This window comes from Halorubrum rutilum (assembly GCF_024494565.1).
Window position 1 is genome coordinate 36,079 of the sequence record NZ_JANHDN010000007.1, and the last position, 26,081, is coordinate 62,159.

Genomic DNA, 26,081 nt, shown 5'->3' on the forward strand with positions numbered 1-26,081 from the left:
CTATTCGCGCTCCGGCGCACGGGCTTCCCCCGCGCGGATCCCCGGGGCGCGAGCGGGCCGAACGCGCCCGAACGCAAACGTTTACCCCGTTCCGAATGAATCGCGGGCCGTGAGCCGAAACTACGAGTCGCTCCACGACCCGAACGCGGAGTACACGATGCGGGAGCTCTCCGCGGAGACGATGGAGGTCACGGGCTCGCGGGGCGGGGGCCGCGACGTCGAGATCACGGACGTCCAGACGACGATGGTCGACGGGAACTTCCCGTGGACGCTCGTCCGCGTCTACACCGACGCGGGCGTCGTCGGCACCGGCGAGGCGTACTGGGGCGCGGGCGTTCCGGAACTCATCGAGCGCATGAAGCCGTTCGTCGTCGGCGAGAACCCGCTCGACATCGACCGCCTCTACGAGCACCTCATCCAGAAGATGTCCGGTGAGGGCTCGGTCGAGGGCGTCACCGTCACCGCGATCTCCGGCATCGAGGTCGCGCTCCACGACCTCGCCGGGAAGATCCTCGACGTGCCGGCCTACCAGCTGCTCGGCGGGAAGTACCGCGACCGGCTGCGCGTCTACTGCGACTGCCACACCGAGGCGGAGGCCGACCCGGACGCCTGCGCCGACGAGGCCGAGCGCGTCGTCGACGAGCTCGGCTACGACGCGCTGAAGTTCGACCTCGACGTCCCCTCGGGCCTGGAGAAGGACCGCGCGAACCGCCACCTCCGCCCGGGCGAGATCCGCCACAAGGCGGAGATCGTCGAGAAGGTCACCGAGCGCGTGAAGGACGAGGCGGACGTCGCCTTCGACTGCCACTGGACGTTCTCGGGCGGCTCCGCGAAGCGCCTCGCGGAGGCCATCAACGACCACGACGTGTGGTGGCTCGAAGACCCCGTCCCGCCGGAGAACCTGGAGGTGCAGGAGGAGGTCACCAAGGGCACGACCACGCCGATCGCGGTCGGCGAGAACCGCTACCGCGTCACGGAGCTGCGCCGGCTCATCGAGAACCAGGCGGTCGACATCGTCGCGCCCGACCTGCCGAAGGTCGGCGGGATGCGCGAGACCCGCAAGATCGCCGACGTGGCGAACCAGTACTACGTCCCGGTCGCGATGCACAACGTCGCGTCCCCGATCGCGACGATGGCGGCGACGCACGTCGGCGCCGCGATCCCGAACTCGCTCGCGATCGAGTACCACTCCTACGAGCTCGGCTGGTGGGAGGACCTCGTCGAGGAGGACGTCATCGAGGACGGCTACATCGAGGTGCCGGAGGAGCCGGGCCTCGGCGTCACGCTCGACATGGACACCGTCGAGGCGCACATGGTCGAAGGTGAGACGTTGTTCGACTGAGCGGAGCGAAGTCGAGCCGGATTGACGAGCGCAGCGAGTTTATCGGTGTTCGACTGAGCGGAGCGAAGTCGAGCCGGATGGACGAGTCGCCCGCGTGACGCGAACCGACCTCGCGGCGGACCCGTCCGTCGGCGCCGACATTTTCTACGACTGATATTCGTCCCGGCGACCCGCACCCGTCGCGGGAACCGGCGTCCGAAACGCGTCGCTACTTCACCGTTCCCGGCGCCGAACGCGACGATCCGAGCGCAACCAGCAATATATTCCGGTACACAACGCGTTCACAATTTATTCAGAAAAATTGTTATATTTTCCCGTTGACGGGTGCCGGTATGTCAGCGGGAACACAGCTCAGGGGACGGGTCGTCGACGGGGACGAGGAGCCGCTGTCGGGTCGTATCGTCGTGGGAGAGCGACGGGGGACCGACGCGCCGGTCGGCCACTGGACCACCGACGGCGACGGCGCGTTCGTGATCGAGTCCGACGGGGGCGTCGACGGGGGAGCGCTCGACCCCGACGAGGTGACGTTCACGGTGCGGAACCCGATGCGGGGCGGCGCCAAGGAGCGCGTCCGGCGGCGGGAGCGGGTCGACCGCGGGGACGGCCTCGGCCTCCGGCTCGTCGTCGCCGCCCCGTCCGTCGCGATGCACGGCGCGAGCGAACACCGCGGGATGAACGACGCGGCGTGCACCGAGATGGGTCCGATCAGGAGCCACCGCTTCTACACCCAGTTCCCCCGGCTCGACGTGTACGAGCGCGACGAGGCGCTGTTGCGGACGCTCGGCGGCGCGGGAGACGACGGGACCGACGCGCCGATGATAGAGCCCGCGGACGACCCGGTCGGGGACGCCGAGACGCCGGCGGCGTACGGGATATTCGCCCAGTTCGTCGACCACGACATCACCTTCGACCCGACCTCCGACATCGACCGGCGGAACGACCCCGCGGCGCTCCGGAACTTCCGGACCCCCGCGCTCGACCTCGACTCCGTCTACCGCCACGGGAGCGAGACGGCGCCGTACCTCTACGATCACGAGGGCGACGAGGCCCACCTGATCACCGGGGAGGCCGAGGGGATCGGCGACCGCCCCGACGGGCTGCCCGGTACCGACCTCCAGCGGAACGGGCAGGGGCGGGCGCTGATCGGCGACCCCCGGAACGACGAGAACGTCGTCGTCTCCCAGCTCTAGCTCGCGTTCGTGAACTTCCACAACCGGGTCGTCGACCACCTCCGCGGCCCGGGCGCGTCGCTGATCGAGGAGGGCGAGGGCGTGCTGGAGGCCGCACAGCGGCTCGTCAGGTGGCACTACCAGTGGCTCGTGCGCCGGGATCTGCTCCCGCGGATCTGCGACCGGTACGTGCTCGACGACGTCGAGCGGAACGGTCGGGAGTTCTTCCTCCCAGAGGGGTCCGACCCCGCCATCGCGGTCGAGTTCGCGGGGGCCGCCTACCGGTTCGGCCACAGCATGATCCGCCACGAGTACGACGTGAACGAGGCGTCCGGGAACGTCCCGCTGTTCCCGTCCGACGCGAGCGACGCGCCGACGCTCCGCGGTTTCGGCCCCGTGGAGAGCGACCTCGTCGTCGACTGGACGCGCCTGCTCGACACCGGGGACGGCGACTACCAGCACGCGCGCAAGATCGACCCGCTGCTCGCGCCGGCGCTGTTCGACCTCCCGATGCCGGGCGAGGACTCGCTCGCGCTGCGGAACCTGCTCCGCGGGGAGGCGCTCGGGCTGGCCTCCGGGCAGGACGTGGCGCGTCGGATGGGGATCGACCCGATCGGTAACCGGGAGTTCGGCGACAACTCGCCCATCGTCGAGGCGCTCCGGCGACACGAGCGCGGCGCCGACCCTGACGCCCCGCTGTGGTACTACGTCCTCGACGAGGCGCGCTATCAGGAGGACGGCGAGCGGCTCGGCGCGGTCGGCAGCCGGATCGTCGCCGAGACGCTGATCGGCCTCATGGAGCTCGACGAGACCGCCTACCCGAACGCCGCGCCCGACGGCTGGGAACCGTCGCTGCCGCGGCTCACCCCGACCGACGGGTACACGCTCGCGGACCTGACCGCGTTCGCCGACGAGCCGAACCCTGACGGGCTGGTGATCGAGTCCGTCGACCCCGGCGCCGCCCCCGCCGACGCCCCGACCGACGAGTCGGTGACCCTCCGGAACGACGCGGCCGAGCCGGCCGACCTCGACGGCTACGTCCTCGACCTGGGCGGCCAGCGCGACCCCCTCCCGGCGACGACGGTCGCGCCCGGCGCGACCCTCACGGTCCACGTCGGGAGCGGGAGCGACGGCGCGGGCGACGTCTACCTCGACCGGGGGGCCGCCGCGCTCAACGACGAGGGCGACGTCGTGACGCTCCTCGCGCCCGACGGCGAGCCGAGCACGCGACGGGTGTACGGCTGAGGTCAGTCGCCGTCGGCCAGCCCGTCGATCCCGACCGGGTCGAGCCCCCGTCGGTCCAGCTCCGCCTCGATCTCGCGGGCCCGCGGCGCGATCTCGTCGGGCTCGTGGCTGTCGGTACCCACGGTCACCGGGACGCCGGCGTCGACGAGGCGGTTGAGGAACGCCGGCGCCGGGTGGAACTCGCCGTAGTCGTCGAGCAGGCGCCCGGCGTTGATCTCCGGGACCGTCCGCGAGTCGCGGAAGGCGTCGGCGACGGCGGCGTAGTGGTCCTCGGTCGCGAACCCGCGGAGGTGCGGGTTGCGCTCGATCAGGTCCGGGTGCGCGGCGACCGCGAACAGCTCCGAGTCGATCAGCGAGACGAGCTCCTCGAAGTACCGGTCGACGAGCGTGCGCCGCTCCGCCGCCGGCTTGTCGGCGAAGTGCGACCGCGCGTGGACGTTCGCGCCGTCGAGCTCGTGGACGCTGCCGACCGCGTAGTCGAAGCCGGCCTCGTCGAGGAAGTCGGCGATCGCCGCCTCGTGCGCGGGGTCGTAGTCCATCTCCACGGCGTCGAACACGTCGATATCGGCGTCCGCGCGGACCTCCTCGATCGCCGTCCGGCGCCGCTCGTACGTCAGGTCGAGGTTGAACCCGAGCGCGCGCCGGTACCGCCTCGCGCCGGCCTCGGGCGAGACGTTGCAGTGGTCGGCGAACCCGATCCCGTCGAGGCCCGCGTCGGCCGCGGCCTCGACCATCCACCGCAGGAACGCCCCGTCCGAGTAGTTCGTGTGAGCGTGGAGGTCGTACACGCGGGTCCGTACGTCGCGCGTCGACTCGTAGCTTCGGGTCCGCGGGGCCGCTCGGCGAGGGGACTCCCCGTCCCTCGGCGAGGCTCAGTACCCAGTCCCGAGCGCCCAGTTCGCCGCGAGCACGGCGAACGTGACGCCGAACAGGGCCGCCAGGATCGCGAAGGAGACGCCCCACCCGAACAGGTCGGCCGCGAGCCCGACGCCGACGGAGCCCGCGGAGCCGACCACGGTGTACACCGTCCGGACGAGCCCGAAGCCGGCGCCGCGCTCCGCGTCGCTCAGCGCGTCCATGAACCGCGGGTCGATCGCCGAGAAGAAGCTCGCGCCGGAGCCGGCCAACAACACGCCGACCGCGACACCGGCGAGCCCGGGACCGAAGACGAACGCGGCGGTGCCGACCGCGCCCGCGAGCATCGCCCCGCCGATGGCCGTGTCGCGGCCCGCCAGGTCGGAGAGCCGGCCGAGCCCCACCTGCGCGACGGCGCGGACGACGAAGAACGCCGAGAACACCCCGGCGGCGGCCGACGGCGAGTACTCCCGGAACTCGACGAGGAACGTCGGGAGGAACGACATCACTCCCTGCACGACGTAGGTGCCGGTCATCGCGACGAACAGAGGGAGGAGGACGCTCGGCCGCGAGAGGACCTCGACGAGCGGCGTGAGCGCGAACCGCTCCCGCATCGGCTGGTCGGGGCGCCGCGGCTCGGTCGGTCGGACGCGCCACGCGAACAGCAGGAACACCGGCGCGCCGACGAGCGCGGCCAGCGCGACCGCGGGGCGCCAGCCGTACCGGACCCCCACCCACGCCGCGGCGACGGGCGCGACGAGCCCGGCCAGGGGACCGCCGACCGAGTGGAGCCCGATCGCGGTCCCGAGGTCGTCGAAGGTCCGCGAGAGCAGCGTCGTCGCCACCGCGTAGTGGAGCCCGGCGACGAGCCCCAAGAGCACCGCCGCCAGCACGAACGCGGGGAAGACGGGCGCGAGCCCCAACACGACGCTCATCGCCGCGGTGCCGCCGACGGCGACGAGGATCACGAGCCGCTCGCCGTACCGGTCCGCGAGCACGCCGCTCGGGAACTGGGCGGCGCCGTACGCCAGCCACATGCCGGAGAGCGCGACCCCGATGGCGGTGTTCGACGCCCCGAAGTCGTCGACGATCAGGGGGACGACGGGGCTGATCGCCAGCCTGGCGAAGTACGTCACGAGGAACGCGAGCATGCACAGCGACAGCACCGTGTGGCGGTACCCCCAGCTCATCCGACGCTCATTGGCACGTCGTCGGTCCGGTCGGCGGTCAACGCTTTCGGTTCCGGACGCGGCCGCCGGCTCCGGCTTCGGTCTCGCGCGCTCTCGCCCGCCTCCGGCGTCCTCGGGACGCCCCGCGACTCACCCGACCGCGGCCGGATCGACGCGGCTCCCGACCCACAGCAGGGTGGCGACGAGGCCGGCCGCCGACAGCGGGAGGAACCACCCCATCACCGCGAGCAGTCCCGCGGAGGCCTGGACTCCGATCGCGAGCAGCAGCGTCGGGCCGCAGCAGGCGAACCCGGAGAGGATCCCGGGGACCCCGGCGGCGGCGCCCGCCCCGGCCTCGAGCCGGCAGGCCGCTGGCCCGCGCCGCGCGACCACGGACACCGCGAGTGTCGCGCCGACGAGCGCGGCGAGACCGAGCCCGATGGCGGCGTTGACCGGCGCGAACAGGTACTCGACGGGCCCGACCGTCACCAGCGCGACGGGCTCGTACTGGAAGGGCCCGACCCGCCGCGTCAGGAGCGCGAGCGGGTCGCTCGCGACGGCGACGTCGACGACGGGCCCCGGACCGGTCGCGCCGCCCCTCGCGGCGCCCCGGAGCCCGAGGTGCCCGACGCCGACGCCGTACGCGAGGGCGTACGCGACCGCGACGACCCCCGCCGTGACCCGACCCTCGCGCCGACCGAGCGCCGCGCGGACGACGAACGCGGTCCGGCGGACGACCCCGATCGCCCGCGCCGTCGTCGACCCCGGCGACCCGCCGGTCTCAGCGGCCATACCCCGCCCCCGTGTGCTCGCCGACGAAGGCGGTGTCGGGGTAGAAGCCGGCCCACGCGAACCACATCGCGTCGAGCGCGAGCACCGGCTCCAGCGGGAGGTCGGCCGCCGCGAACCCGCCGCCCTCGGAGCCGACGCGGTACGCGTCGCCGTCCGGCTCGACCGTCAGACCGTCGGGGTTGCGGTAGACGTACCCCGTGAAGAGCCCCGGGTCCGCGACGGCGACGACGGGCTCCTCGCCGCCGTCGCCGTCGGGGACGCCGCCGGTCAGGACCCGCTCCGCGAGCAGCGTCTCCTTGTCGAACGCGACCGCGCCCGCCTCGGTCCGCGCGCCGATGACGACCGACTTCGGGTGGCCCTCGTCGGGCGACGAGAGCGGCGGGAACAGGGTCGGTTCCTTCGCGTAGTAGCCGCCGAGCGGGGCGTAGCTCCCGTACGGGTCGGTCTCGTAGCGCCGGATATACCCGGTCTCGTCGGTCATGACGAGCGACTCAGGGTGGCGCTCGGCCCACGCGTTCGCCGTCGTCCAGACCACCCGGAACTCGTCGAGCGTCTCCCCGGCCATCGGCCCGTCGATCCCCGTGGCCAGCATCTGCGGCCACCGGCTGTCGGTGGCCCGGTCGTACATGATCAGGTTCGAGTTGACGAGCCGACCGGACACGCCGAACGTCGTGTCGCCGCGGCGGAACCCCTGCGCCGTGCCGGTGAGCGGGCAGTAGGTGACCGCGATCGGCTCGCCGCCGATCGCGTCGTTGACGATCTCGTGACGCGAGAGCACGTGTCGCGGGTACGCCTTCGCCTCCCCGCCGCGCGCGACGCCGAACACCGGGATCCCCTCGGCGTAGTTCGCCTCCTCGATCGGCCGGAACGAGGGCTCGTCGATCGAGGGGATCCCGTCCTTCCCGACCCCGCCGCTGAGCGCCTCCGAGCGCAGCTCGTCGGCCTCGTACGCGAGGTGGTAGTCGGCCTCGACGGTCGGCGGGCGGCCGCCGGCGTTCGAGTCGTCGCGTCCGCCGTCGCCGTCGCTTCGGCCGTCGCCGTCGCTTCCGTCCCCGTTCGAGCCGTCGCCCGCCTCCTCCTCGCCGCGCGAACCGGCGCCGTCGCCGAACGAGTCGCGGACGACCCCGCCGAGACAGCCGGCGACCCCGGCGCCGCCGACCGCCGCGAGACCGGCCAGCGCGGACCGACGAGAGCGTTTCATGCGCCACGCTCCGGGTTCGACCGTCTAAAGATCGAAGCGCGGGTGTGATTTCCACACACACCCGAACGAGTCAGTCGGTCGCGCCGCTCGCGTCGCCGGAGGGGTCGGACTCGCTCTCCGAGCGCTCCCGCAGCCGCGCCGCGATGGCGTCGCCCGCCGTCCGCGGGTCCGGCTCCGCGACGGTCACCGCGTCGCCGACGGCGACGCGACCCGGCTCGACGACGTCACAGCAGAGCCCGCCGCGGTTCCGGAGCGCCGACGCGAGCCCCGCCTCGCCGGCCAGCGATTCGAGGCGCGCGCAGGGCGGCCGTCGCCGGGTCGGTCGCAGGCGCGCGTCGCCGACCGCGACGGTCGCCTCCAGCAGGTCGTCCATTCCGGCCCCGAACCCCTCGACGACGACGTTCCGGCGGTGGCGGCCGTCGGAGACGTCGGTCCCGGTCGCCGCGCGGACCGCGTCGAGCGCCTCGGCGGCGACGAGAGTGACGGCGCAGCCGTCGAGCTCGAAGTGCCCGTCGCCGCGGCGATACCGGTCTCCCTCGACGCCCCCGGACCGGATCGCGACCGCCTCCCGGCGCTCGGGCGGCGCGCCGGCCTCGGGCGCCGTGACGAGGCCCCGGACGACGCCGCTCACTCCCTCCTCGCCCGTCACGGGGCGCCCCCGAGGAGGTCCGGGTCGCCCGGTTTCAGCCACTCGCGGTGGGCGTAGTAGACGGCGCCGATCGGGGGCGCGACCAGCGAGGCCAGCGCGTAGAGCCACTTGAAGAGTCCGAGGTCCGCGACGCCGCGCTCGTCCAGCGACAGCGCGTCGAGGAGCACCGCGGCGGTCGCGAGCGGCGCGAGGAGGTAGCCGTGGGCGAACGCGACGGCGGCGCCGACCGGGGTGCCGGCCGAGAGGAGCGCCCAGTCGAGCGCGTAGAGGACGGTCCACCCGCCGGCGGCGACGGCGAGGACGAGGAGCCACGGGCCGTCGAACCGGCGGTCCGCCGGCTCGGCGGCCGGTCCGTCCGGGTCGTCGGCGGGGGCCGCGGCGTGCGTGCTCATGGCTTCGCTGAGGCCCCGACGCTACTCAACGTTCGGGTCGAGCGCGACCCGCCCCACCGCCCGACGCCTACTCGTCGAAGGTGCCGGCCGAGAGGTACCGCTCGCCGCTGTCCCAGAACACGGTGACGACGAGGGGCTCGTCGCCCGCGTACGCGCCCGACTCGCGGAGCTCCGCGGCGACCGCCTTCGCCGCGAGGTTCGAGGCGCCGGAGGACTGCCCGGCGAGGATCCCCTCCTCGCGGGCGAGCCGGCGGCACTCGGCCTCGGCCTCGTCGATGCCGACGGCGTGGACCTCGTCGATCAGGTCGACGTCGAGGTTCGGGGCGACGAACCCCGGTCCCATCCCCTGGAACGCGTCGTTCCCGGGCTCGCCGCCGGAGAGGACGGCGTTGTCGCTGGGCTCGACCGCGTCGATCCGCACGTCGGGGAAGGACTCGCGGAGGCGCCGACCGATCCCGGAGAGGGTGCCGCCGGTCCCGACGCCGGCGACGAGCGCGTCGACCGTCCGGTCGCCGACCTGCTCGACGACCTCGGGGCCGGTCGTCTCGTAGTGCGCCCGCGGGTTCGCGGGGTTCTCGAACTGGCGGAGCTGGACCATCCCCGCCTCGGCCTCCAGCTCGTCGGCGCGCTCCTTGGCCGCGGAGATGTCGCCGTCGACGACTTCGAGGTCGGCGCCGTACGCGCGCATGACCCGGCGGCGCTCCATCGACTTCCCGTCCGGCATCACGAGCGTCACGTCGTACCCCTTCACGGCGCCCACCATCGCCAGCCCGATGCCGGTGTTGCCCGACGTGGGCTCGACGATCCCATCGCCGGGCTCCAGCTCGCCGGACTCCTCGGCGGCCTCGACCATGTACCGCGCCGGGCGGTCCTTGGCGGAGCCGCCGGGGTTGCGCGACTCGACCTTCGCGGCCACCGTCGTCGCCGGCGGGGAGTCGACCCGCACCAGCGGCGAGCCGAGCCCCTCCAGCACGTCGTCGTCCATTACGCGAACGAACGGGGCCGGGACTCAAATGCCCGACGGACCGCGGCAAGACGCGTCCGCGGAGCGGCGGGACCCCCCCGCGGCGCGCCGAGCCCCGCGCCGTTTCTCGCTCCGTCCCCTCCCGCCGCCCGTTGCCACCGACGCGCGGTTTACAAGCCCGCCCGACGTATTCGGGGGTATGACGCTCGAAACGCTCGCGCCCGACGCGGCCGGCGCGACCGACGGCGACGCGCTCGACGACGAGGTCCTGGCGGCGCTCGGGGCCGGCGACTACCGCTTCAAGGTGTGGGGCGGCGACTGGTGCGGGGACTGTCAGCGCCAGCTCCCGGCGTTCGCGGCCGCCCTCGACGCGGCCGGGGTCCCCGGGGATCGGATCGAGGACTTCCCGGTCACGAAGGGGCCGGACGGCAAGGAGGGCGAGGGGGTCGAGGCGTACGGGATCGAGCTGATCCCGACCGTCGTCGTCGAGGACGCCGACGGCGAGGAGCTCGCCCGCTTCGTCGAGGAGGCGGACGTCTCGATCGCCGAGTTCCTCGCGCGGGAGCTCAGCGAGGCCGAGGCGAGCGCCTGAGCCCGGCCCGGGCGGTCCCCCTCTACGACTCCAGCTCGGCGACGATCCGCTCCCGGACGTCCCCGGCGTCGACGGGCGCCCACGCCTCGACGTCGTACGTCACGTCGGCGAGGACCTCCAGCCGGTCGGCGTCGCCGTCGCGGATCGCCGCGACCGCGTCCTCGGAGAGCCGCGCGAGGACCGCCGCCGAGAGCGCCTCGCGGTCCACGCCGCGCTCGGGCACGTCAAGGATGTGCGGGAGGTCCGACGCCCCCTCGGGCAGCGACGGGAACGCGGCGGGCCCGACCGCGAGCGCGACCTCGTCGGCGTCGGGCCCGTCCTCCGGGTCGGCGACGTCGGTCGACCCGTCGCCGGCCTCGTCGATCGCCTCCGGCGGGGCGGGCACCAGCGCGTACTCCGCGACGGCGACGTCGATCGCGGCGGCGACGGCGGCGTCGTCGACCTCGGTCCGCCGCTTGAACGCGAGCTCCGAGAGCGCCCGCGCGAGCTCCGCGCGGGTGAGCCAGCCGAACAGGTCGACGACGCCCGCGAGGTCGTCGCGCGCGGCGACGCCGGGCGCGTCGGCGATGTCCCCCGCGGAACCGTCCGGTCCGTCGCCCTCCGCCATCGGTCACTCCTCCCCCGGCGCGGGGTCGGAGGGCGGATCGGCCGGCGCCCGGTGGCCGTTCCCGCGGACGTCGGCGTCGCCGAGCGCGGCGCCGGTCCGGGTCGTTTCGTCGCCCCCCGCGTCCGTCGCTTCGCCGGCCGCGTCCGCGAGGTCCGCCCGGGCCGCGGCCGCGACCTCGGCGGGCGTGACCGGCGCGTCGCGCCACGCCGGGAGGCGGGCGTCCGGGCCCGGCTCGCCCAGGGCGCCGGCGTACGTCGCGACCTGCGAGCGCTCGTCCTCGCGGTCGTAGTCGAGCCCGTTGAACGCGGCGTCGGTCTCGTAGCCGTCGATCAGCCGCTCGGCCGCCTCGCGGTAGCGGTCGGCGAGCCCGTCGTAGTCGACGGCGACGCCGCCGTCCTCGACCGCGCGGAGGGTCGCCTCGCCGACCGCCCGGCTCATGTCCGCGAGGCCGGTCGGGCCGTCGACGGAGCGGTGGTCGTGCTCGTAGCGGCCGAGGTCGACCTGCGCGCTCCCCTCGAAGCCGGCGTGCGCGAACGCCTCGCCGAGCGTGCCGACCTCAAGCCCCCAGCCGCGCTGGACGCGAAGCTTCGAGACGAGCTCGGTCGTCGCCGCGAACTCGCCGGCGAGCGCGTACCGGAACGCGTCGAGGTACTCGATCACGCCCGCCTCGCGGCGCTCGGTCGCGTCGGCGAGCGCGCGGACGAGCGGCCGGAAGAACAGCCGGAACAGCCGGCCGTACAGCGCGCCGTCCTCGACGCGGGCGTAGTACCCCTTCGAGAACGCGTGCCCGTTCGCGACCGGGAACAGCAGGCGCTCGACGAACGCGGGCGAGTACGTCTTCGTGTCGGCGTCGTGGACGACGACGTACTCCTCGTCCAGGGCGCGGCCGAGGCCGAGCCACACGTCCCGTCCCTTGCCCCGGTCGCCGTCGAGGCCGCGGTCGGCGAGCAGCTCGGCGAGCCGCGGGCCGCCGCACCAGAGCGTCTCCACGTCGACGTCGAAGCCGGCCAGCCACCGGGCGAAGGGACCGGCCCGCTCCGCCGAGGCTCGCAGGGGGACGATCACGCGGGCGGGGTCAACCGTTTCCAGCGCCGAGAGGACGCGCTCGGCCGCGAGCGTGCCGTACTCCCGCTCGGTCATCGGCACCACGACCGCCGCCCGGCCGGTGGGGGCGGCCGGCCGGTGGTCGGTCAACGCGTGCAGCGTCGTCACGCGCTCTTGGACGTACTCCATTATCACCGTACACGGGCGGGACGACCTAAATAGGTGCGATACCCGCGGTCCGTGCCGACGGGGGACGGCGGGCGCGAGGCCGTCGACCGCGGGGACCCGTCGGCCGCGGACGCGCCCTCGTCGCCGACCGCGGCGCTCACGCCGTCGGCTCCGCGCCCGCCGCGCCGCCCGGGACGCGACCCGCGCGCTCCAGGACGGCGTAGGCGACGACGACGGCCCCGAGCCCCCCGGCGAGCGCGAGGAAGACGGCGTCGTAGGCGACCCCGGCCTCGACCGCCTCGCCGACGGCCCACGAGCCGGCCGCCTGCGTCGACATCATCCCGGCGGAGTAGACGGCGTACGCCGACGCGCGGGACTCGTCCGGCAGCGACGCGAGCAGGTAGGTGTCCATCGCGGGAAACAGCATGTGGATCGCGAAGCCGACGGCGACGCTGGCGGCGACGACGGTCGCGAGCCCCCCCGAGACGACGACGAGGACGACGCCCCCGACGAACGCGGAGACGATCCCGAGCAGGTACGGGACGTGCGGGAGCCGGTCGGCGAGGTAGCCGGAGACGAGGAAGGCGGGGACGCCCGCGGCGAAGATCACCGTCAGGAGGTTCCGCGCGGTCGCCGGCGCGAGCGCCTTGTCGACCATGTACAGCTCGTAGAAATTGAACAGGCCCTGCCAGACGAACCCGGTGAGCCCCATCAGGACGACGGCCGTCAGGATGAGCTTCCACTCGGAGCGCGCGCCGCCGAGGAAGTCGGTGTCGCCCGCCCCGGCGTCGGGGAGGTCGGTCCGCGAGGCGAGCGCGACGAAGGCGACCGTGGTCGCGGCCGCGACGACCGCGAGCCCGTGGAAGGCGAGCCGCCAGTCGTACCACAGCGCGACCGTGACGACCGGCGCGGCGGCGACCGCGGCCAGCTGACTCGCGGTCCCGTGGATCCCCATCGCGCGCCCGACCCGCTCCGGGAACAGCTCGGAGACGAACGGGTTGGCGGCGACGAAGTAGACGCCGGAGGCCAGGCCGATCGCGAACGCGGCCGCCGTCAGCGTCGGCACGCCCGGCGCGAGCGCGACGCCGAGCGCGCCGAGCGTCAACATTCCCCCGGAGACCGCGATCACGAGCCGCCGGGGGAACCGGGTGAGCGCCCACCCGGCCGGGAGCCGCGGGGCGGCTGAGCCGAGCCAGGCGAGCGTGACGATGAGCCCCGCGGTCCCCTCGCCGATCGCGAACTCGGCGATGAACTCGCCCACGAGCGGCGCGAACACGACGCGCGCGAAGTTGACGAGGAAGACGAGGGCACACAGCGAGCCGAACAGCCGGGTCCGTGACACGGGCGGGCTTCACGGCGCCCGGAGACAAGCGTTGCGAAAGCGAGGCGCCCCGGGGCGCCCGGCTCGTCGCACCGCCGACGTCCGGCCCGTCGCACCGCCGACATCCGGCGCATCACACCGCCGACGCCCGGCGCGCTTCACCGCGAGGCGGGGATCCCCCTCTCGTCCGACTCGCGTCGTACGAGGTTTTTATACCCACACGCGATCAAGCCGAACACATGAAATCGACGCGCAAGGGGCTCCGCGACGGCGACCTGTTTAAAGACACGTACGAGCGCCTGAACTGCGCCGAGTGCGAGCAGGTGTTGAAAAAGCAGAACGACCCCGACGAGGTGTTCTCGGTCCGGGTGTGTCCCGAGTGCGAGGCGACCTACAAGGAGCTTCGCTAGGCCGACGCGCCGCCGTCGCCGGCGCCCGACGAGCACCGTCTCGGTCCCGACGCGTCCCCGCCCGTCCTCCTCCGACTCGTTTTCCCCCTCCTCGTTCGCGTCCGCGGAGCGGCGCGCTCACTCGAAGACGGCGTCGAACGCCGACGCGCCGAGCGGGTCGAAGGTGCCGGCGGCGACGTTCTCGCGGACGTGGTCCGGGTCGCTCGCCCCGACGAGCGAGGCGGTGACGCCCGGCGCGCTCCGCGCGAAGTTGAGCGCGCGCTGGGCCGGCGTCTCGCCCGCGAGGGTCGCGTCGATATCGGCGGGGATCGCGCCCTCTCGCGCGAGTTCGCCCTGACCGATGCTCGCGCTCGTCACCGCGGAGAGCCCGGCCTCGTGGGCGAATTCGAGGGCCGAGATCGGGTCGGCGTCGGCCCCCGGGTCGGCGTCCGGCGGGCGGTGGTTCCGCCGCGTGAACGCGTCCGCCATCGCGACGTTGAACGGGAGCTGTATCGCCTCGAACCCGTGGCCGTCGTCGGGGGCGACCGCCTCGCCCGCGGCCTCGGCCCGCGCGAGGACCTCGGCGAGCGAGAGGTACCGGTCGCCGCCCTCGGGGACGCGGAAGGCGTCCCACGTGGCGACGCCGTAGGCCCCGAGGTCGCCGGCGACGCGTCGGCGCTCCAGCGCCTCGAAGGCGGCTTCCAACCGGTCGTACACCGCCTCGCGGGAGCGGGCCGCGAGCTGGGTCTCCGGGTTGTGCACGTAGAAGCAGTCGACCGCGTCGAGCCCGAGCCGGTCGAGCGAACGGTCGAGCGACCACTCCAGGTAGCCGGGCGCGATCGCGTGGGCGCCGTTCGCGAGCTCCTCGGCGTCGACGATCCCGGTCGCGAGGAAGCGGTCGCGGACGTACGCCGCGGGGTCGCCGGGGCGCTCGCCGTCGAACGGGAGGAACCCCCCCTTCGTCGCCACCACGACGGCGTCGCGGTCGACCGGCGAGTCGCGGACCGCCTCGCCGACGACGCGCTCGGCCCGCCCGCAGCGGTAGTTGACCGCGGTGTCGACGTGGTTCACGCCGGACCGGAGCGCGAGCCCGATCGCCTCGCGGTAGGCGTCGTCGACGGCGGCGGTCGGGTCGCCGAGGTAGGTGCCGATCCCGACGCTGGAGGCCACTCCGGGGCCGAACCGCCGGAAGTAGGTGCGTCCGAAGGCGTCGCCGAACTCGTCGCGGTAGGCCCAGAGCGCGTCGCGGGTCGCCATGTGGGTCCGGGTAGTCGTCTCGGCGGGAAAAGTCGCGCGGGAAGTTGCCGCACGGCGCTTCACCCGCCCCCGTCGTCACCCGCCCTCGTCGTCACCCGGTAGCGTTCGTCTCGGAATTCGTACGTGCGAGCGTCGTCGAGCCCGAACGGCGGGATCGAGTTGCTGAACTCCTCCAGCCGGACCCGGTCGGCGTCGCGTTCCCGGCTCAGCGCGATCGCGTCGCGCAACTGGTCGTTCCGAACAACCTGTTCGACGATGACTCGTTCGGCGTCGGTCTCGGAGCCGTCGACGCGTTCGAGGACGAACGCGTCCGGTCGGTCGCCGTCGCCGTCCGGTTCGCCGCGCGTCGACCGCGCGACGAGCGTCTCGCCGTCCCGCTCCGTCTCCGCGATCGCCGCGGTCGGCCTCAACTGCAACGGGTCGGCCTCCAGCTCGAACCCCGCCGCGAGCGCGATGGGATCCTCGTAGGAGCCGGCCGCGAACCATCCGTCGGCCCCGAACGCGTAATGCCCGCCGCCGAGGCCGGCGAGCGTGAGCGATTCCGTCCCCTCTACGGGCTCGACCGAGTCCCCGTCGCCCACGCGACCGTTCGCGACCGTTACAGTCCACGTGTGTTCGTCGCCGGCCGCCAACGGTGTCAGCGGCTCCGGCCACGACTGCGGCGCGATGTAGTACCAGTCGCCGTCCGCGCGCTTGTACAGTTGCCAGTGATAGAAGTTGGTCTCGAACCGCTGTTCGCTTCGATTTCGGAGCGTGAACCCGGTCGATCGGTCCGACCGGACCGACCGGCTCTCCGGAGCGAGCACTATCGGCGTCGCCTCGGGATCGACCGCCTCGTAGCAGACGACCCGCTCGGCGCTCTCGAACGACGGGCACGCGTCCGAGGCGGTGTCCTCGGGGAGCTCCGGAACCGACTGGGTGGAGTCGGGCGGCGTCGTCTGACCGCCGTCCCCCGCCGTCGCGTCGCCACCGTCCGTCTCGTTCGATGCGTCGGGCTCGTTCACACAGCCGGCGAGGAGGACGCCACCGGTCGCACAGAGGGACGACAGGATCCGTCTCCGGGAGAGACGAACCCGCTTTCGGGAGGGCTGAACCATGTCCCTTCGCTCCCGGCGGTATCGGGATATGTCTTCCGTCGCTATCGCCGCGGGAGCGCCCCTCGGCGGCCGGTCGTTTCGCGCTTCGTTCCGTCGCGTCCGAGAAGCGCGTCGGACGCCCGCACGACGCCGACGCAACGACTATACGTCGGCCGAGAGTCAGTTCGGACAATGGCCTCGCTCACCGACCACCTGTCCGACCTCGTCGAGGACGCGGACGCCGCCCTGCTGTTCTCGCCGACGAGCTCCTTCCACGACCGGTTCGAGGACGACGAGGCGGAGATCGTCGTCGTCGCCCCCGACAACGACGTCGACGCCGACGTGTTCGTCGAGCTCCCCCTCCCGTTCGACAACGTGAAAGACCGGATCCGGTTCGGGATCGAGGGCGCGATGGACGCCGACCTGGTCGCCGAGGGCGACGAGGTCGTCTGCATCGCGAGCGTCTTCGACGGGGGGTCGGACGCGGTGGTCCGCGTCACCGTCGACGAGACGGTCCACACCGGGATCTACGACCTGTTCGTCAACTCCCGCGCCGAGCCGAGCGTGATCCGCGACGTCTTCGAGGTCGCGATCGAGCTCGGGCGGAAGGGACAGAAGGGGAAGCCGGTGGGCGCGCTGTTCGTCGTCGGCGACGCCGGGAAGGTGATGAACAAGTCCCGCCCGCTGTCGTACAACCCCTTCGAGAAGTCGCACGTCCACGTCGGCGACCCCATCGTCAACGTAATGTTAAAGGAGTTCTCCCGGCTCGACGGCGCGTTCGTCGTCTCCGACTCAGGGAAGATCGTCTCCGCGTACCGCTACCTCGAACCGGGCGCGGAGGGCGTCGACATCCCGAAGGGGCTCGGCGCGCGACACATGGCCGGCGGCGCGATCACCCGGGACACGAACGCGACCGCGATCGTGCTCTCGGAGTCGGACGGGCTGGTCCGAGCGTTCAAGGCGGGCGAACTCGTCCTGGAGATCGATCCGGAGGAGTACTGATCGCCCATGTCCGCGGTACCGAACGCGTTCGGGGAGCTCGTCGCGAGGGTCCCCGAGCGAGCGTGGCTCGCCCTGTTCGTGCTCGTCTTCGGACTGATCGCGGCGTACCTCGTCGGCGTGATCAACAGGCGGCTGCTGACCCGGGCCGGCGTGCCCGAGGCGATAGAGGGGACCGCCTTCGAGCGCACCGTCAGGGAGTTCGACACGTCGACCGTGCGGATCTTAGCGCGGCTGTCCAGCTACTTCATCCTCGCCGTCGCCGTCATCGTCGCCCTGACCGTCGCCGAGGTCAACTACCTCGACCGGTTCTGGTCGTCGGTCGCCTCCTTCCTCCCCCGCCTCTTCGTCGCCGCGGTCGTCATGATCGTCGGCGTCGTCGTCGGCGACAAGGCGGAGCTGCTCGTCGCCGAGCGGCTCCGCGGGATCAAGCTCCCGGAGCTCGGCGTGTTGCCCCCGCTCGTCAAGTACAGCGTCGCCTACGTCGCCGCGCTCGTCGCGCTCGGGCAGGTCGGCGTCCAGACGCTCGCCCTGATCGTGCTGCTCGCGGCGTACGCGTTCGCGGTCGTCCTCTTCGCCGCGCTCGCCACGAAGGACCTCGTCGCGAGCGCGGCCGCCGGGGTGTTCCTCCTCCTCCGGCAGCCCTACGGCGTCGGCGACGAGGTGAAGGTGGCCGGCGAGCGCGGCATCGTCCAGGAGGTCGACCTGTTCGTCACGCACATCGAGGCCGACGGGGAGGACCACGTGATCCCGAACCACTCGGTGTTCCGCGACGGGATCGTCCTGATCCGGGAGTGAGTCGGCGACGCGACCGCCGCGTTCGGAACACACTTAGGCGGCTGCGCTTTAGGCTCGCCTAAAATGAGGCGACAGGAGGAACAGCTCGTCGGCGCCTTGTTCGACGTGTTAGAGGCCGAAGGGCACGGGGAGGCCCGCCAGCGCCTGTTGGACGCGTACGAGTCCGGCGCGTCCGAGGGCCGCGACGAACTGATAGAGCGGCTGATCACGGAGCTCGTCGCCGTGCTCAACGAACAGCTCGGTCCCCGGGAAGGCGCCGCCGTCCTCACGGACGCGATCGAGTTCCTCTTCGACCGGCTGGTCTCGGTCGTCGAAGTCGCTCCGATCGCCATCGTCGTGGTCGACGCCGACGGCGCCGTACAGCTCTGGAACGCCGGGGCCGAGCGGCTGTTCGGCTGGTCGGAGGCGGACGCGCTCGGCGGTCGCCTCGTCGCGACGGGGAGCGACGCGACCGGTCCCTTCGGCGACTCGCTCTCGCGGCTTCGACGCGGCGACCGACTGACCGGCGTCGAGACTCGGCACCCTCACCGTGACGGGTCGCTGCTGGACATCCGGTACTGGGCCGCGCCGCTCCGCGACGGCGACGGCGGGTTCACCGGCGCGACGTACGTCGCGACGGACGTGGGGGAACGGAAGCGCCGCGAGCAGCGACTGACCGTGCTCAACCGGGTGTTACGGCATAACATCCGAAACGACGTGAACGTCGTGACGGGCCACCTCGAGGCGCTCGCGGCCGAGCGTCCCGACGGCGATCCACACGTCGAGGCGATGGAGCGGCGGCTCTCCGGAATCGTCGACCTGAGCGACGCGGCCAGACGCGTCGAACGGCTCCAGGCGTCGGACGACGAGGCGGGCCGGAGGGCGTTCGAGCTGTCGGAGCTCGTCGCCGACCGGGTCGAGGAGTTCGCGGCCGCGCACCCCGACGCCGCGTTCGACATCGACGCGCCCGACGGCGTCGAGGCCGTCGCTCACGAGCTACTGCCGTACGCGCTCGATAACCTGCTCGAGAACGCGGCCGAGCACTGCGCCCCGTCCCCTCGGGTGCGCGTGACGGTCCGCGCGGAGCGGGACGGCGCCCTGGTCACGGTCGACGACGACGGGCCCGGGCTCCCGACCCACGAGCGCGAGGTGCTGACGCGGGCGGACGAGACGCAGCTCACCCACAGCACCGGCGTGGGACTCTGGCTCGTTCGGTGGATCGTCCGCGCCTCCGGCGGCGAACTCCGGGTCGACGGCAACGACCTCGGCGGCACCGCGGTGACGGTAGCCCTCCGCGGATGACGTCGGCTCCCCGTTCCCACCGCGTGGGACCACCTGTCACGATATAACTCCGTCCGGGACCGAGCGACGCGTATGGACCACGACGGCCCCGCCGCCTGCGAGGGGTGGAACGGCAGCGAGTGCGAAGGGACGCCGCACTGCCCGCCGCGCTGTCCGCGGTTCGTGGACGAGACCGGCGACCGGTGGACGGTCCGACCCGCCGTCCGGGAGGACGCCGCCGCGCTCGCCGAGATGTACGAGGGGTTCGGCGGCGACGACCGCGCGCAGGGGCTCCCGCCGGTGACGCGGGAGCGCCGGGCGGAGTGGATCGAGTCGACGCTGGCCGACGGGTGCAACGTCGTCGCCGAGCGCGGCGGCGAGGTCCTCGGCCACGCGACGTACACCCCGACCGACGCGGCCCGCCCGGAGCTCGCCGTCTTCGTCCACCCGACGGCGCAGGGCCGCGGGGTCGGGACCGAGCTCTGCCGACACGTGATCGCGAACGCCGCCGCCGCGGGCGGGGACGGGCTCGAACTCCACGTCGAGGCCGGGAACCACGTCGCGCGCCGCGTCTACCGGAACGTCGGCTTCGAGCTCGTCGAGCGCCGCCACGCCCTCCGGATGGCGCTCGACCTCGACGACCCGGTCGCGACCGCGGTCCGGTGGCCGCCGCTCGCGCGCGAGGGGCCCGCGGCGCCGGCCGCCGGCGAGTCGCCCGCAGCCGACCGATCGCACGCGCCGGCCGACGACTGAGCGGTCCGAGTCGGAGTCCGGGGCTCCCCGTCACCGGCGCCCTCCGCCACCGACGCTCCCCGCCACCGACGCTCCCCGCCACCGCAACCGTTAGGCCCGCGCGTCCCCAGGGACCGATAGCCGTGGAGGACGCCATCGAGTGGCTGCGGGACCGACCGTTCTACGAGGGACAGATCGCGGAGCACCGCCGCCTCCCCGCCCGCGAGCCCGAGTTCGCCGACGTCGACCTCGCGCCGCGGATGGCCGACGCGCTCTCGAAGGACGGTATCGACCGCCTCTACCGCCACCAGGCCGACGCGATCGAGGCGGTCCGCGGCGGGGACGACGTCGTGCTCGCCACCGAGACCGCGAGCGGAAAGTCGCTCGCGTACACCGTCCCCGCCTTCGAGGCCGCGATGGACCACGGGGGGCGGACCCTGTACATCGGCCCCCAGAACGCGCTGATCGCGGACCAGGAGGAGTCGCTGTCGGCGCTCGCCCACGGGCTCGGCTTCGGGAGCGGGGTCTCCGTCGAGTCGTACACGGGCCGGCTCTCCCGCAGCGAGAAGCGAGAGGTCCGCGACCACGAGCCGACCGTCCTCCTCTCGAACCCGGACATGCTCCACTACGCGCTGCTGCCGTACGCCGGGCGGCTGTGGGAGTGGTTCTTCTCGTCGCTGGAGCACGTCGTGATCGACGAGGTCCACAGCTACCGCGGCGTGTTCGGCTCGCAGGTCGCCATGACCCTCCGCCGGCTCGCGCGGACCTGCGAGCGGTTCGGGTCGGATCCGCGGTTCGTCTGCTGCTCGGCGACGATCAACAACCCCGTCGAGCACGCCGCGGCGGTGACCGGCCGCGACCCGGACGGGATCGCCCTCGTCGACGAGGACGCGTCGGGGCGGGGCCCGCGCGACTGGGTGCTGTGGAACCCGCCGGAGTACGACGACGACTGGCAGGAGCGCGGCAGCGGCCGCCGGAAGTCGAGCCACACGGAGTCGAAGCGCCTCTTCTGTGACCTCGTCACCGCGGGGGCCCAGACGCTGGCGTTCACGCGGGCGCGACAGACCGCGGAGCAGTACGCGACCGACAGCGCGAGCGACCTCCGCGAGCGCGGCGAGCGCGACCTCGCGTCCAAGGTCGGCGCCTACCAGGCCGCCCTGACGGACGAGCGCCGCCGGGAGATCGAGGCCGACCTCCACTCGGGGGCGCTCCGCGGCGTCTGGTCGACGAGCGCGCTGGAGCTCGGCGTCGACGTGGGCGGGCTCGACGCCGTGATCCTCGACGGCTACCCCGGCACGCGGATGTCGGCGTACCAGCGCGCGGGGCGGGCCGGTCGGGGCGACGACCCCGCCCTCGTCGTGATGGTGGGCGGCGAGGACCAGCTCGACCAGTACCTGATGACCAACCCCGCCGACTTCTTCGAGGCGCCGCCGGAGGACGCGATCTGCGACCCCGAGAACGCCGAGCTACTCCCCGGCCACGTCGCCTGCGCGGCCGACGAGAGCTGGCTCTCGCCCGCCGACGAGCGCTTCTTCGGCGAGTCGTTCCCCGGCGTCGTCGCCGACCTGACCGACGAGGGGGTCCTCGACCGGCGGGAGACCGCCGACGGGCTGCGGTGGACCCACGCCGGCTCGTCGAGTCCGCAGCAGTCCGTGAGCCTCCGGACGGTCGGGGACCGCGAGATCGACCTGATCGACTCCTCGCGGAGCGAGACGGTGGCCTCGCTCGGCTTCGGCGACGCCCTGCGCGACGCGCACCCCGGCGCGATCTACCACCAGCAGGGCCGCACCTACGAGGTGACGGAGCTGGACCTCGGCCGCGACGTCGCCGAGCTGCAGTCCTCGTGGGCCGACTACTACACGCAGCCGCTCACGGAGAAGGACGTCGTCGTCAACGAGGACCTCGCGGAGCGGGAGCTCGCCGCTCGGCCCGACGTCCCGGTCCGGTTCGCGGACGTGACCGTCACGGAGCGGATTACGGGGTTCGTGCGGAAGGACGCCAAGACCGGGGAGTCGCTCGGCGAGTCGACGCTGGACCTCCCGGAGACGACGCTGCGGACGGAGGCCCTCTACCTCCCGGTGCCGGCCGACCTGGAGTCGGAGATGCGGGCGATCGGCGCCGGCGACGGCGACGCGGCCGAGGGGAGCGATAGGGACGGCGAGGCCGCCACCGACGGCGGCGAGGACACGCCCGACGGCGAGTACGCCTTCAACGGCGGGATCCACGCCGCCGAACACGGGATCATCTCGCTGTTCCCGTTCCACCTGCTCTGCGACCGCGCCGACGTGGGCGGCATCTCGACGCCGTACCACCCGCACACCGACGCGCCCGCGGTGTTCGTCTACGACGGCTACCCCGGCGGCGTCGGGCTCACCCGCCGCGGCCACGAGCGGATCGCGGAGCTGATGGCCCGCACCGCGCGGCTGATCGACGGCTGCGACTGCGAGGGCGGCTGTCCGGCCTGCGTCCAGTCGCCCCACTGCGGCAACGCCAACGACCCGCTCGCGAAGGCGCCCGCGGTCCGTCTGCTGGAGGCGTTGACCCCCGACGGGTAGGCAAAAACGACTTGCCGTCCCCGCGCGAGGTGGGCCCATGGCGGTCGACCTCGAAGACGCGACGGAGCCGGCCGCGGTGGCGATGGAGTGGCTGGTGCTCGGCGCCGCCTACTTCCTCCTCCTACTGTTCCTCATCGGCCTGTTCGACCTGTTCCTGTCGCTGTACGGGCTCGTCGTCAGCGGCGCGATCGCCGACCCGATCGCGGTCGTCGACCTGCTCGACAGCGTCCTGCTCCTCCTCATCATCGTCGAGGTCCACCGGACGCTCGTCGCGTACGCCAAGGGCGAGCCCGTCCTCCGGATCGTCGTCAGCGCGTCGATCATCGCGGTCGCCCGCCGCGCGATCAGCTTCCGGCTGGAGGACTACGGTACGGGCCAGGAGACGGTCCTCGCGGCGCTCGCGATCGCGGTGCTGGTCCTCGCGCTCACCGTGGGGTACTTCCTCCTCGACCGGGTGGACGTGCCCGGCAGGCCGGAGCTGTGAGCCGACCGGACGGCGGCGGTCCGTGACCCGATCGCCGTCGGTGCCGTGAAGCGACGGTCGCCGGTGGTTTCACGGTCCTCGCACCCGTGGCGATCCCATGGAGCTGTTCTGGCACCGGCGGGACCTCAGGCTCGCCGACAACGTCGGGCTCGCGGCCGCCGCCGACCGGAGCGCGGTCGCGGGCGTCTTCGTCTTCGACGACGACGTGCTCGCGCACGCGAGCGACGTGCGGGTCCGCCGCCTGCTCGACGGGCTCGCGGCGCTGCGGGACGAGTACTGCGACCGCGGCAGCGACCTCCTCGTCGCCCGCGGCGACCCCGAGACCGTCCTCCCCGGGCTGGCCGACGCGCTCGACGCCGACCGCGTCGTCTGGAACCGGGACTACTCGGGGCTCGCTCGCGAGCGCGACGCCGCGGTCCGCAAGGCGCTCAACGAGGCTGGAATCGAGCGCGAGGCGCACCACGACGCGGTGTTGCACACCCCGGACTCGATCCGCACGAACGCCGGCGACCCGTACTCGGTGTACACCTACTACTGGCGGAAGTGGACCGACCGCGAGACCGACCCGCCCGCGCCGACGCCCGAGGCGACCGACCTCGTCGACGCCGACGCGCTGGCGGCGACGCTGGAGGGTGACGACGGCGCGCTCGCCGACGGAGGCGTCGCGACCGACCGCGTCGCCGTCGGCGACCTGCCCGCGCCGGCGGACCTCGGGTTCGCGGAGCCCGACGCCGACGTGGGTCCCGCCGGCACGGCGGCCGCCCGCGAGCGGCTCGACGCGTTCCTCTCGGAGGCGGTGTTCGCGTACGACGACGAGCGCGACTACCCCGCCCGCGAGGCGACCTCGCGGATGTCGGCCTTCCTGAAGTACGGCGAGATCGGGGTCCGAGAGGCGTACGAGGCGACCGAGGAGGCGATGGCCGCGGCGGAGGCGCGGGCCGAGGGGGACGGGGGATCCGACGGAGACGGCGACGCCGAGGACGACGGCGGCCCCGTCGCCGCGGTCGAGGAGTACCAGCAGCAGCTCGCGTGGCGCGAGTTCTACACGCAGGTGCTCTACCACAACCCGGCGGTCGTCACCGAGAACTACAAGGCGTACGAGGAGGGGATCGAGTGGCGCGACGACCCCGAGGAGATCGCGGCGTGGAAGCGCGGCGAGACGGGGTACCCCATCGTCGACGCCGGGATGCGCCAGCTCCGCGAGGAGGCGTTCATGCACAACCGCGTGCGGATGATCGTCGCCTCCTTCCTGACGAAGGACCTGCTCGCCGACTGGCGCCACGGCTACGACCACTTCCGGGAGAGACTGGCCGACCACGACACCGCCAACGACAACGGCGGGTGGCAGTGGGCGGCCTCCACCGGGACCGACGCGCAGCCGTACTTCCGCATCTTCAACCCGATGACGCAGGGGGAGCGCTACGACCCGGAGGCGGAGTATATCAAGGAGTACGTCCCCGAGCTTCGGGGACTCGACGCCGACCTGATCCACGGGTGGCACGAGCTGTCGCCGACGCAGCGCGCGAACGCGGCGCCCGAGTATCCATCCCCGATCGTCGACCACTCGGAACGGCGGGAGGAAGCGCTCGCGATGTACAAGCGAGCGCGCGGTGAGGATCCGGAGGAATAACTGGAAGCCGGTGAGAGACACGTCGTCGTTCGCGTGACGAGACACGTCGTCGCTGCGACGACGAAGGCCTCCAAAGCCCCAGCCGCGAGGACGGCGCACGCTCGCTGCGGTCCTCGACCGTTCGCTTCGCTCACGGTCTGCGGTCCTTACGTCGCCGTGCTTCGTCCTCGCGGCTGCCCCTTTGAATTCCGCCCGCATAGCACCGCAACCACACCTCACGCCTCCCCAGCCTCGCCGCGGCCGCCAGCGGCGGCCGCGGGCTCCCTCGCACGCGCGGTTCGCGCCCGACGGGCGCTCACCGGCGCGCGCCACCGCATCGCCGATTCGGTTTAAAACAGCGCCTCGCTCTCGTCGAGGACGCGCGCCGGGCCGCCGACCTCCCAGACGTCGGTGTCGACGCCGATCTCGGCGATCCGGCTCTCGACCTCGTCGGCGTGGTCGGCCAGCGTGTTCACGTACACCGAGGCGCCGGTGTCCGTCGAGAAGTAGACGGGGACGCCCGACTCGCGGAGTTCGCGCACCGCGTTGAAGACGGCGATCGTCTCGGGCTGCCAGTACACCCAGCCCGCGGGGCCGGTCATCGTGGTGGCCGTCAGGGAGAGCGAGTCGTGCTCGGCGGTCTCGAAGATCCGGTCGAAGTCGCCGTCGCGGAGCGCGTCGGTCATCTCGACGAGCTGGTCCTGCACGTGGGCGGTCCGCGCCTGCATCATGTGGCTCGCCGCGGCCTCGCGGTGCGCCTCCTCCGTCTCTTTATAAGCGGGGACGTGTGCGGCGACGATCCGGAGGTCCTCCTCGGGGTCGAACCCGTCCTCGCTCACGCCGACGTCGAGCCGATGCGAGCGGCAGTCCGCGTCGTTGAGCCCGGCGTCGAGCCGGGAGTAGGCGCCCGTCACCGAGCGGGCCGCCGAGGAGGAGCCGCGGCGGGCGACCGTGGAGACCTCGGGGAGCGAGCGGTCGAGCCCCGCGGCCTCGACGAGGGCGAGCGCGGCGGCCGCGAACCCCGACGAGGAGGAGCCGAAGCCGATGTTCGACGGGAAGGAGTTCTCGCTCTCCAGCCGGACCGCGGCGTCGACGCCCGCGAGTTCGCGGACGTGGTCGACGACCATGTCGATGCGCTCGGCGGCGCGACCGTCGACCTCCTCGCCGCCGATGACGTAGGCGTCCTCGCTCGCGTCGGGCTGCCACTCGACGGTGGTCGTCGTCGCGGTCGGGGCGGTACAGAGGCTGATGCTGTCGTGGTACGGGAGCCGGAGCTCCGGGTCGCGCATCCCGTGGTACTTGACGAGCCCCTGGATCGGGTGGGCCCGCGCGGTTGCCTTCTCGGTCATACCTCGGGAAGCGTCCGGCGGGGGATTAGTCGTTGCGATGGGCGGGAGCCGAGTCGATCGGCG

The 26,081-nt window shown here is 73.1% G+C and carries 25 protein-coding genes; 12 read left to right on the forward strand and 13 right to left on the reverse strand.

What is annotated here, in order from left to right; genetic code table 11:
- The first annotated feature begins 157 nt into the window (after positions 1–157).
- The 3 genes from NO900_RS14150 to NO900_RS17565 all read left to right on the forward strand — a co-directional run bounded on the left by NO900_RS14150 (position 158) and on the right by NO900_RS17565 (position 3,756).
- Positions 158–1,342: a mandelate racemase/muconate lactonizing enzyme family protein gene (locus tag NO900_RS14150; RefSeq protein WP_303654754.1), complete on the forward strand. Its 1,185-nt coding sequence runs from the start codon at positions 158–160 to the stop codon at positions 1,340–1,342.
- A 332-nt stretch (positions 1,343–1,674) separates the two neighbouring features.
- On the forward strand, positions 1,675–2,532 hold the full coding sequence (locus NO900_RS14155; protein ID WP_256409004.1) for a peroxidase family protein: 858 nt from the start codon (positions 1,675–1,677) through the stop codon (positions 2,530–2,532).
- A 9-nt stretch (positions 2,533–2,541) separates the two neighbouring features.
- Complete coding sequence (locus NO900_RS17565; RefSeq protein WP_256409005.1) at positions 2,542–3,756, forward strand: lamin tail domain-containing protein; 1,215 nt, start codon at positions 2,542–2,544, stop codon at positions 3,754–3,756.
- A gap of 2 nt (positions 3,757–3,758) precedes the next feature.
- Here the strand turns inward: NO900_RS17565 and NO900_RS14165 are convergent, their stop codons facing one another.
- The 7 genes from NO900_RS14165 to NO900_RS14195 form a co-directional block, all read right to left on the reverse strand.
- Positions 3,759–4,544 (reverse strand): PHP domain-containing protein, encoded by a 786-nt coding sequence (locus NO900_RS14165; protein ID WP_256409006.1) that lies wholly within the window; start codon positions 4,542–4,544, stop codon positions 3,759–3,761.
- A gap of 84 nt (positions 4,545–4,628) precedes the next feature.
- Entirely contained in the window at positions 4,629–5,801 is a 1,173-nt protein-coding gene (locus NO900_RS14170) for an MFS transporter (protein WP_256409007.1), read from the reverse strand.
- Between the two features lie 129 nt (positions 5,802–5,930).
- Positions 5,931–6,572, reverse strand: coding sequence for a hypothetical protein (locus NO900_RS14175; protein WP_256409008.1), 642 nt, complete (start codon positions 6,570–6,572; stop codon positions 5,931–5,933).
- Positions 6,562–7,773: a DUF3179 domain-containing protein gene (locus tag NO900_RS14180; RefSeq protein WP_256409009.1), complete on the reverse strand. Its 1,212-nt coding sequence runs from the start codon at positions 7,771–7,773 to the stop codon at positions 6,562–6,564. Before NO900_RS14180 ends, NO900_RS14175 begins: the two co-directional genes overlap by 11 nt.
- A gap of 70 nt (positions 7,774–7,843) precedes the next feature.
- The gene (locus NO900_RS14185) at positions 7,844–8,422 is read right to left on the reverse strand and encodes an MOSC domain-containing protein (protein WP_256409010.1); all 579 of its coding nucleotides are present in this window, start codon (positions 8,420–8,422) and stop codon (positions 7,844–7,846) included.
- Positions 8,419–8,814: a hypothetical protein gene (locus NO900_RS14190; RefSeq protein WP_256409011.1), complete on the reverse strand. Its 396-nt coding sequence runs from the start codon at positions 8,812–8,814 to the stop codon at positions 8,419–8,421. Before NO900_RS14190 ends, NO900_RS14185 begins: the two co-directional genes overlap by 4 nt.
- 67 nt (positions 8,815–8,881) lie before the next feature.
- A complete protein-coding gene (locus NO900_RS14195; RefSeq protein WP_256409012.1) occupies positions 8,882–9,799 on the reverse strand; it encodes a PLP-dependent cysteine synthase family protein in 918 nt (305 codons plus the stop codon).
- Positions 9,800–9,977: 178 nt separating this feature from the next.
- Between NO900_RS14195 and NO900_RS14200 the strand changes: the two genes are divergently transcribed.
- On the forward strand, positions 9,978–10,370 hold the full coding sequence (locus NO900_RS14200) for a TlpA family protein disulfide reductase (protein ID WP_256409013.1): 393 nt from the start codon (positions 9,978–9,980) through the stop codon (positions 10,368–10,370).
- Between the two features lie 22 nt (positions 10,371–10,392).
- Here the strand turns inward: NO900_RS14200 and NO900_RS14205 are convergent, their stop codons facing one another.
- The 3 genes from NO900_RS14205 to NO900_RS14215 form a co-directional block, all read right to left on the reverse strand.
- Positions 10,393–10,938 carry a DUF7109 family protein gene (locus tag NO900_RS14205; RefSeq protein WP_379791861.1) on the reverse strand — a complete coding sequence of 182 codons (546 nt, stop codon included), beginning with the start codon at positions 10,936–10,938 and terminating at the stop codon, positions 10,393–10,395.
- Between the two features lie 42 nt (positions 10,939–10,980).
- Positions 10,981–12,210, reverse strand: a complete 1,230-nt coding sequence (locus tag NO900_RS14210) for a glycosyltransferase family protein (RefSeq protein WP_256409015.1) — start codon at positions 12,208–12,210, stop codon at positions 10,981–10,983.
- A 136-nt stretch (positions 12,211–12,346) separates the two neighbouring features.
- A complete protein-coding gene (locus NO900_RS14215) occupies positions 12,347–13,531 on the reverse strand; it encodes an MFS transporter (protein WP_256409016.1) in 1,185 nt (394 codons plus the stop codon).
- 218 nt (positions 13,532–13,749) lie between these two features.
- Between NO900_RS14215 and NO900_RS14220 the strand changes: the two genes are divergently transcribed.
- A complete protein-coding gene (locus NO900_RS14220) occupies positions 13,750–13,920 on the forward strand; it encodes an HVO_0758 family zinc finger protein (RefSeq protein WP_256409017.1) in 171 nt (56 codons plus the stop codon).
- A gap of 117 nt (positions 13,921–14,037) precedes the next feature.
- On the opposite strand, the gene NO900_RS14225 is transcribed toward NO900_RS14220, so the two are convergent.
- Positions 14,038–15,156: an aldo/keto reductase gene (locus NO900_RS14225; RefSeq protein ID WP_256409018.1), complete on the reverse strand. Its 1,119-nt coding sequence runs from the start codon at positions 15,154–15,156 to the stop codon at positions 14,038–14,040.
- A 59-nt stretch (positions 15,157–15,215) separates the two neighbouring features.
- Entirely contained in the window at positions 15,216–16,253 is a 1,038-nt protein-coding gene (locus NO900_RS14230; protein ID WP_256409019.1) for a hypothetical protein, read from the reverse strand.
- Positions 16,254–16,424: 171 nt separating this feature from the next.
- Between NO900_RS14230 and dacZ the strand changes: the two genes are divergently transcribed.
- The 7 genes from dacZ to NO900_RS14265 all read left to right on the forward strand — a co-directional run bounded on the left by dacZ (position 16,425) and on the right by NO900_RS14265 (position 24,690).
- On the forward strand, positions 16,425–17,234 hold the full coding sequence (gene dacZ / locus NO900_RS14235; protein WP_256409020.1) for a diadenylate cyclase DacZ: 810 nt from the start codon (positions 16,425–16,427) through the stop codon (positions 17,232–17,234).
- A gap of 6 nt (positions 17,235–17,240) precedes the next feature.
- Positions 17,241–18,029, forward strand: a complete 789-nt coding sequence (locus NO900_RS14240) for a mechanosensitive ion channel domain-containing protein (protein WP_256409021.1) — start codon at positions 17,241–17,243, stop codon at positions 18,027–18,029.
- 63 nt (positions 18,030–18,092) lie between these two features.
- Positions 18,093–19,310 (forward strand): ATP-binding protein, encoded by a 1,218-nt coding sequence (locus NO900_RS14245; protein ID WP_256409022.1) that lies wholly within the window; start codon positions 18,093–18,095, stop codon positions 19,308–19,310.
- A 72-nt stretch (positions 19,311–19,382) separates the two neighbouring features.
- A complete protein-coding gene (locus NO900_RS14250) occupies positions 19,383–20,042 on the forward strand; it encodes a GNAT family N-acetyltransferase (protein WP_256409023.1) in 660 nt (219 codons plus the stop codon).
- Between the two features lie 122 nt (positions 20,043–20,164).
- Positions 20,165–22,576 carry a DEAD/DEAH box helicase gene (locus NO900_RS14255; RefSeq protein ID WP_256409024.1) on the forward strand — a complete coding sequence of 804 codons (2,412 nt, stop codon included), beginning with the start codon at positions 20,165–20,167 and terminating at the stop codon, positions 22,574–22,576.
- 37 nt (positions 22,577–22,613) lie between these two features.
- Positions 22,614–23,060, forward strand: coding sequence for a phosphate-starvation-inducible PsiE family protein (locus NO900_RS14260; RefSeq protein WP_256409025.1), 447 nt, complete (start codon positions 22,614–22,616; stop codon positions 23,058–23,060).
- Between the two features lie 97 nt (positions 23,061–23,157).
- Complete coding sequence (locus NO900_RS14265) at positions 23,158–24,690, forward strand: cryptochrome/photolyase family protein (protein WP_256409026.1); 1,533 nt, start codon at positions 23,158–23,160, stop codon at positions 24,688–24,690.
- A gap of 329 nt (positions 24,691–25,019) precedes the next feature.
- Here the strand turns inward: NO900_RS14265 and mvaD are convergent, their stop codons facing one another.
- On the reverse strand, positions 25,020–26,018 hold the full coding sequence (gene mvaD / locus NO900_RS14270) for a phosphomevalonate decarboxylase MvaD (RefSeq protein ID WP_256409027.1): 999 nt from the start codon (positions 26,016–26,018) through the stop codon (positions 25,020–25,022).
- Positions 26,019–26,081 lie beyond the last annotated feature (63 nt).

Coding starts and splice junctions, on each gene's coding strand:
- NO900_RS14225 (WP_256409018.1), bottom strand. CDS start 15,156: ATGGCGACCCGCGACGCGCTCTGGGCCTACCGCGACGAGTTCGGCGAC.
- NO900_RS14155 (WP_256409004.1), top strand. CDS start 1,675: ATGTCAGCGGGAACACAGCTCAGGGGACGGGTCGTCGACGGGGACGAG.
- mvaD (WP_256409027.1), bottom strand. CDS start 26,018: ATGACCGAGAAGGCAACCGCGCGGGCCCACCCGATCCAGGGGCTCGTC.
- NO900_RS14265 (WP_256409026.1), top strand. CDS start 23,158: ATGGAGCTGTTCTGGCACCGGCGGGACCTCAGGCTCGCCGACAACGTC.
- NO900_RS14220 (WP_256409017.1), top strand. CDS start 13,750: ATGAAATCGACGCGCAAGGGGCTCCGCGACGGCGACCTGTTTAAAGAC.
- NO900_RS14170 (WP_256409007.1), bottom strand. CDS start 5,801: ATGAGCTGGGGGTACCGCCACACGGTGCTGTCGCTGTGCATGCTCGCG.
- NO900_RS14245 (WP_256409022.1), top strand. CDS start 18,093: ATGAGGCGACAGGAGGAACAGCTCGTCGGCGCCTTGTTCGACGTGTTA.
- NO900_RS14150 (WP_303654754.1), top strand. CDS start 158: ATGCGGGAGCTCTCCGCGGAGACGATGGAGGTCACGGGCTCGCGGGGC.
- NO900_RS14190 (WP_256409011.1), bottom strand. CDS start 8,814: ATGAGCACGCACGCCGCGGCCCCCGCCGACGACCCGGACGGACCGGCC.
- NO900_RS14180 (WP_256409009.1), bottom strand. CDS start 7,773: ATGAAACGCTCTCGTCGGTCCGCGCTGGCCGGTCTCGCGGCGGTCGGC.
- NO900_RS14240 (WP_256409021.1), top strand. CDS start 17,241: ATGTCCGCGGTACCGAACGCGTTCGGGGAGCTCGTCGCGAGGGTCCCC.
- NO900_RS14250 (WP_256409023.1), top strand. CDS start 19,383: ATGGACCACGACGGCCCCGCCGCCTGCGAGGGGTGGAACGGCAGCGAG.
- NO900_RS14210 (WP_256409015.1), bottom strand. CDS start 12,210: ATGGAGTACGTCCAAGAGCGCGTGACGACGCTGCACGCGTTGACCGAC.
- dacZ (WP_256409020.1), top strand. CDS start 16,425: ATGGCCTCGCTCACCGACCACCTGTCCGACCTCGTCGAGGACGCGGAC.
- NO900_RS14260 (WP_256409025.1), top strand. CDS start 22,614: ATGGCGGTCGACCTCGAAGACGCGACGGAGCCGGCCGCGGTGGCGATG.
- NO900_RS14195 (WP_256409012.1), bottom strand. CDS start 9,799: ATGGACGACGACGTGCTGGAGGGGCTCGGCTCGCCGCTGGTGCGGGTC.
- NO900_RS14230 (WP_256409019.1), bottom strand. CDS start 16,253: ATGGTTCAGCCCTCCCGAAAGCGGGTTCGTCTCTCCCGGAGACGGATC.
- NO900_RS14200 (WP_256409013.1), top strand. CDS start 9,978: ATGACGCTCGAAACGCTCGCGCCCGACGCGGCCGGCGCGACCGACGGC.
- NO900_RS14175 (WP_256409008.1), bottom strand. CDS start 6,572: ATGGCCGCTGAGACCGGCGGGTCGCCGGGGTCGACGACGGCGCGGGCG.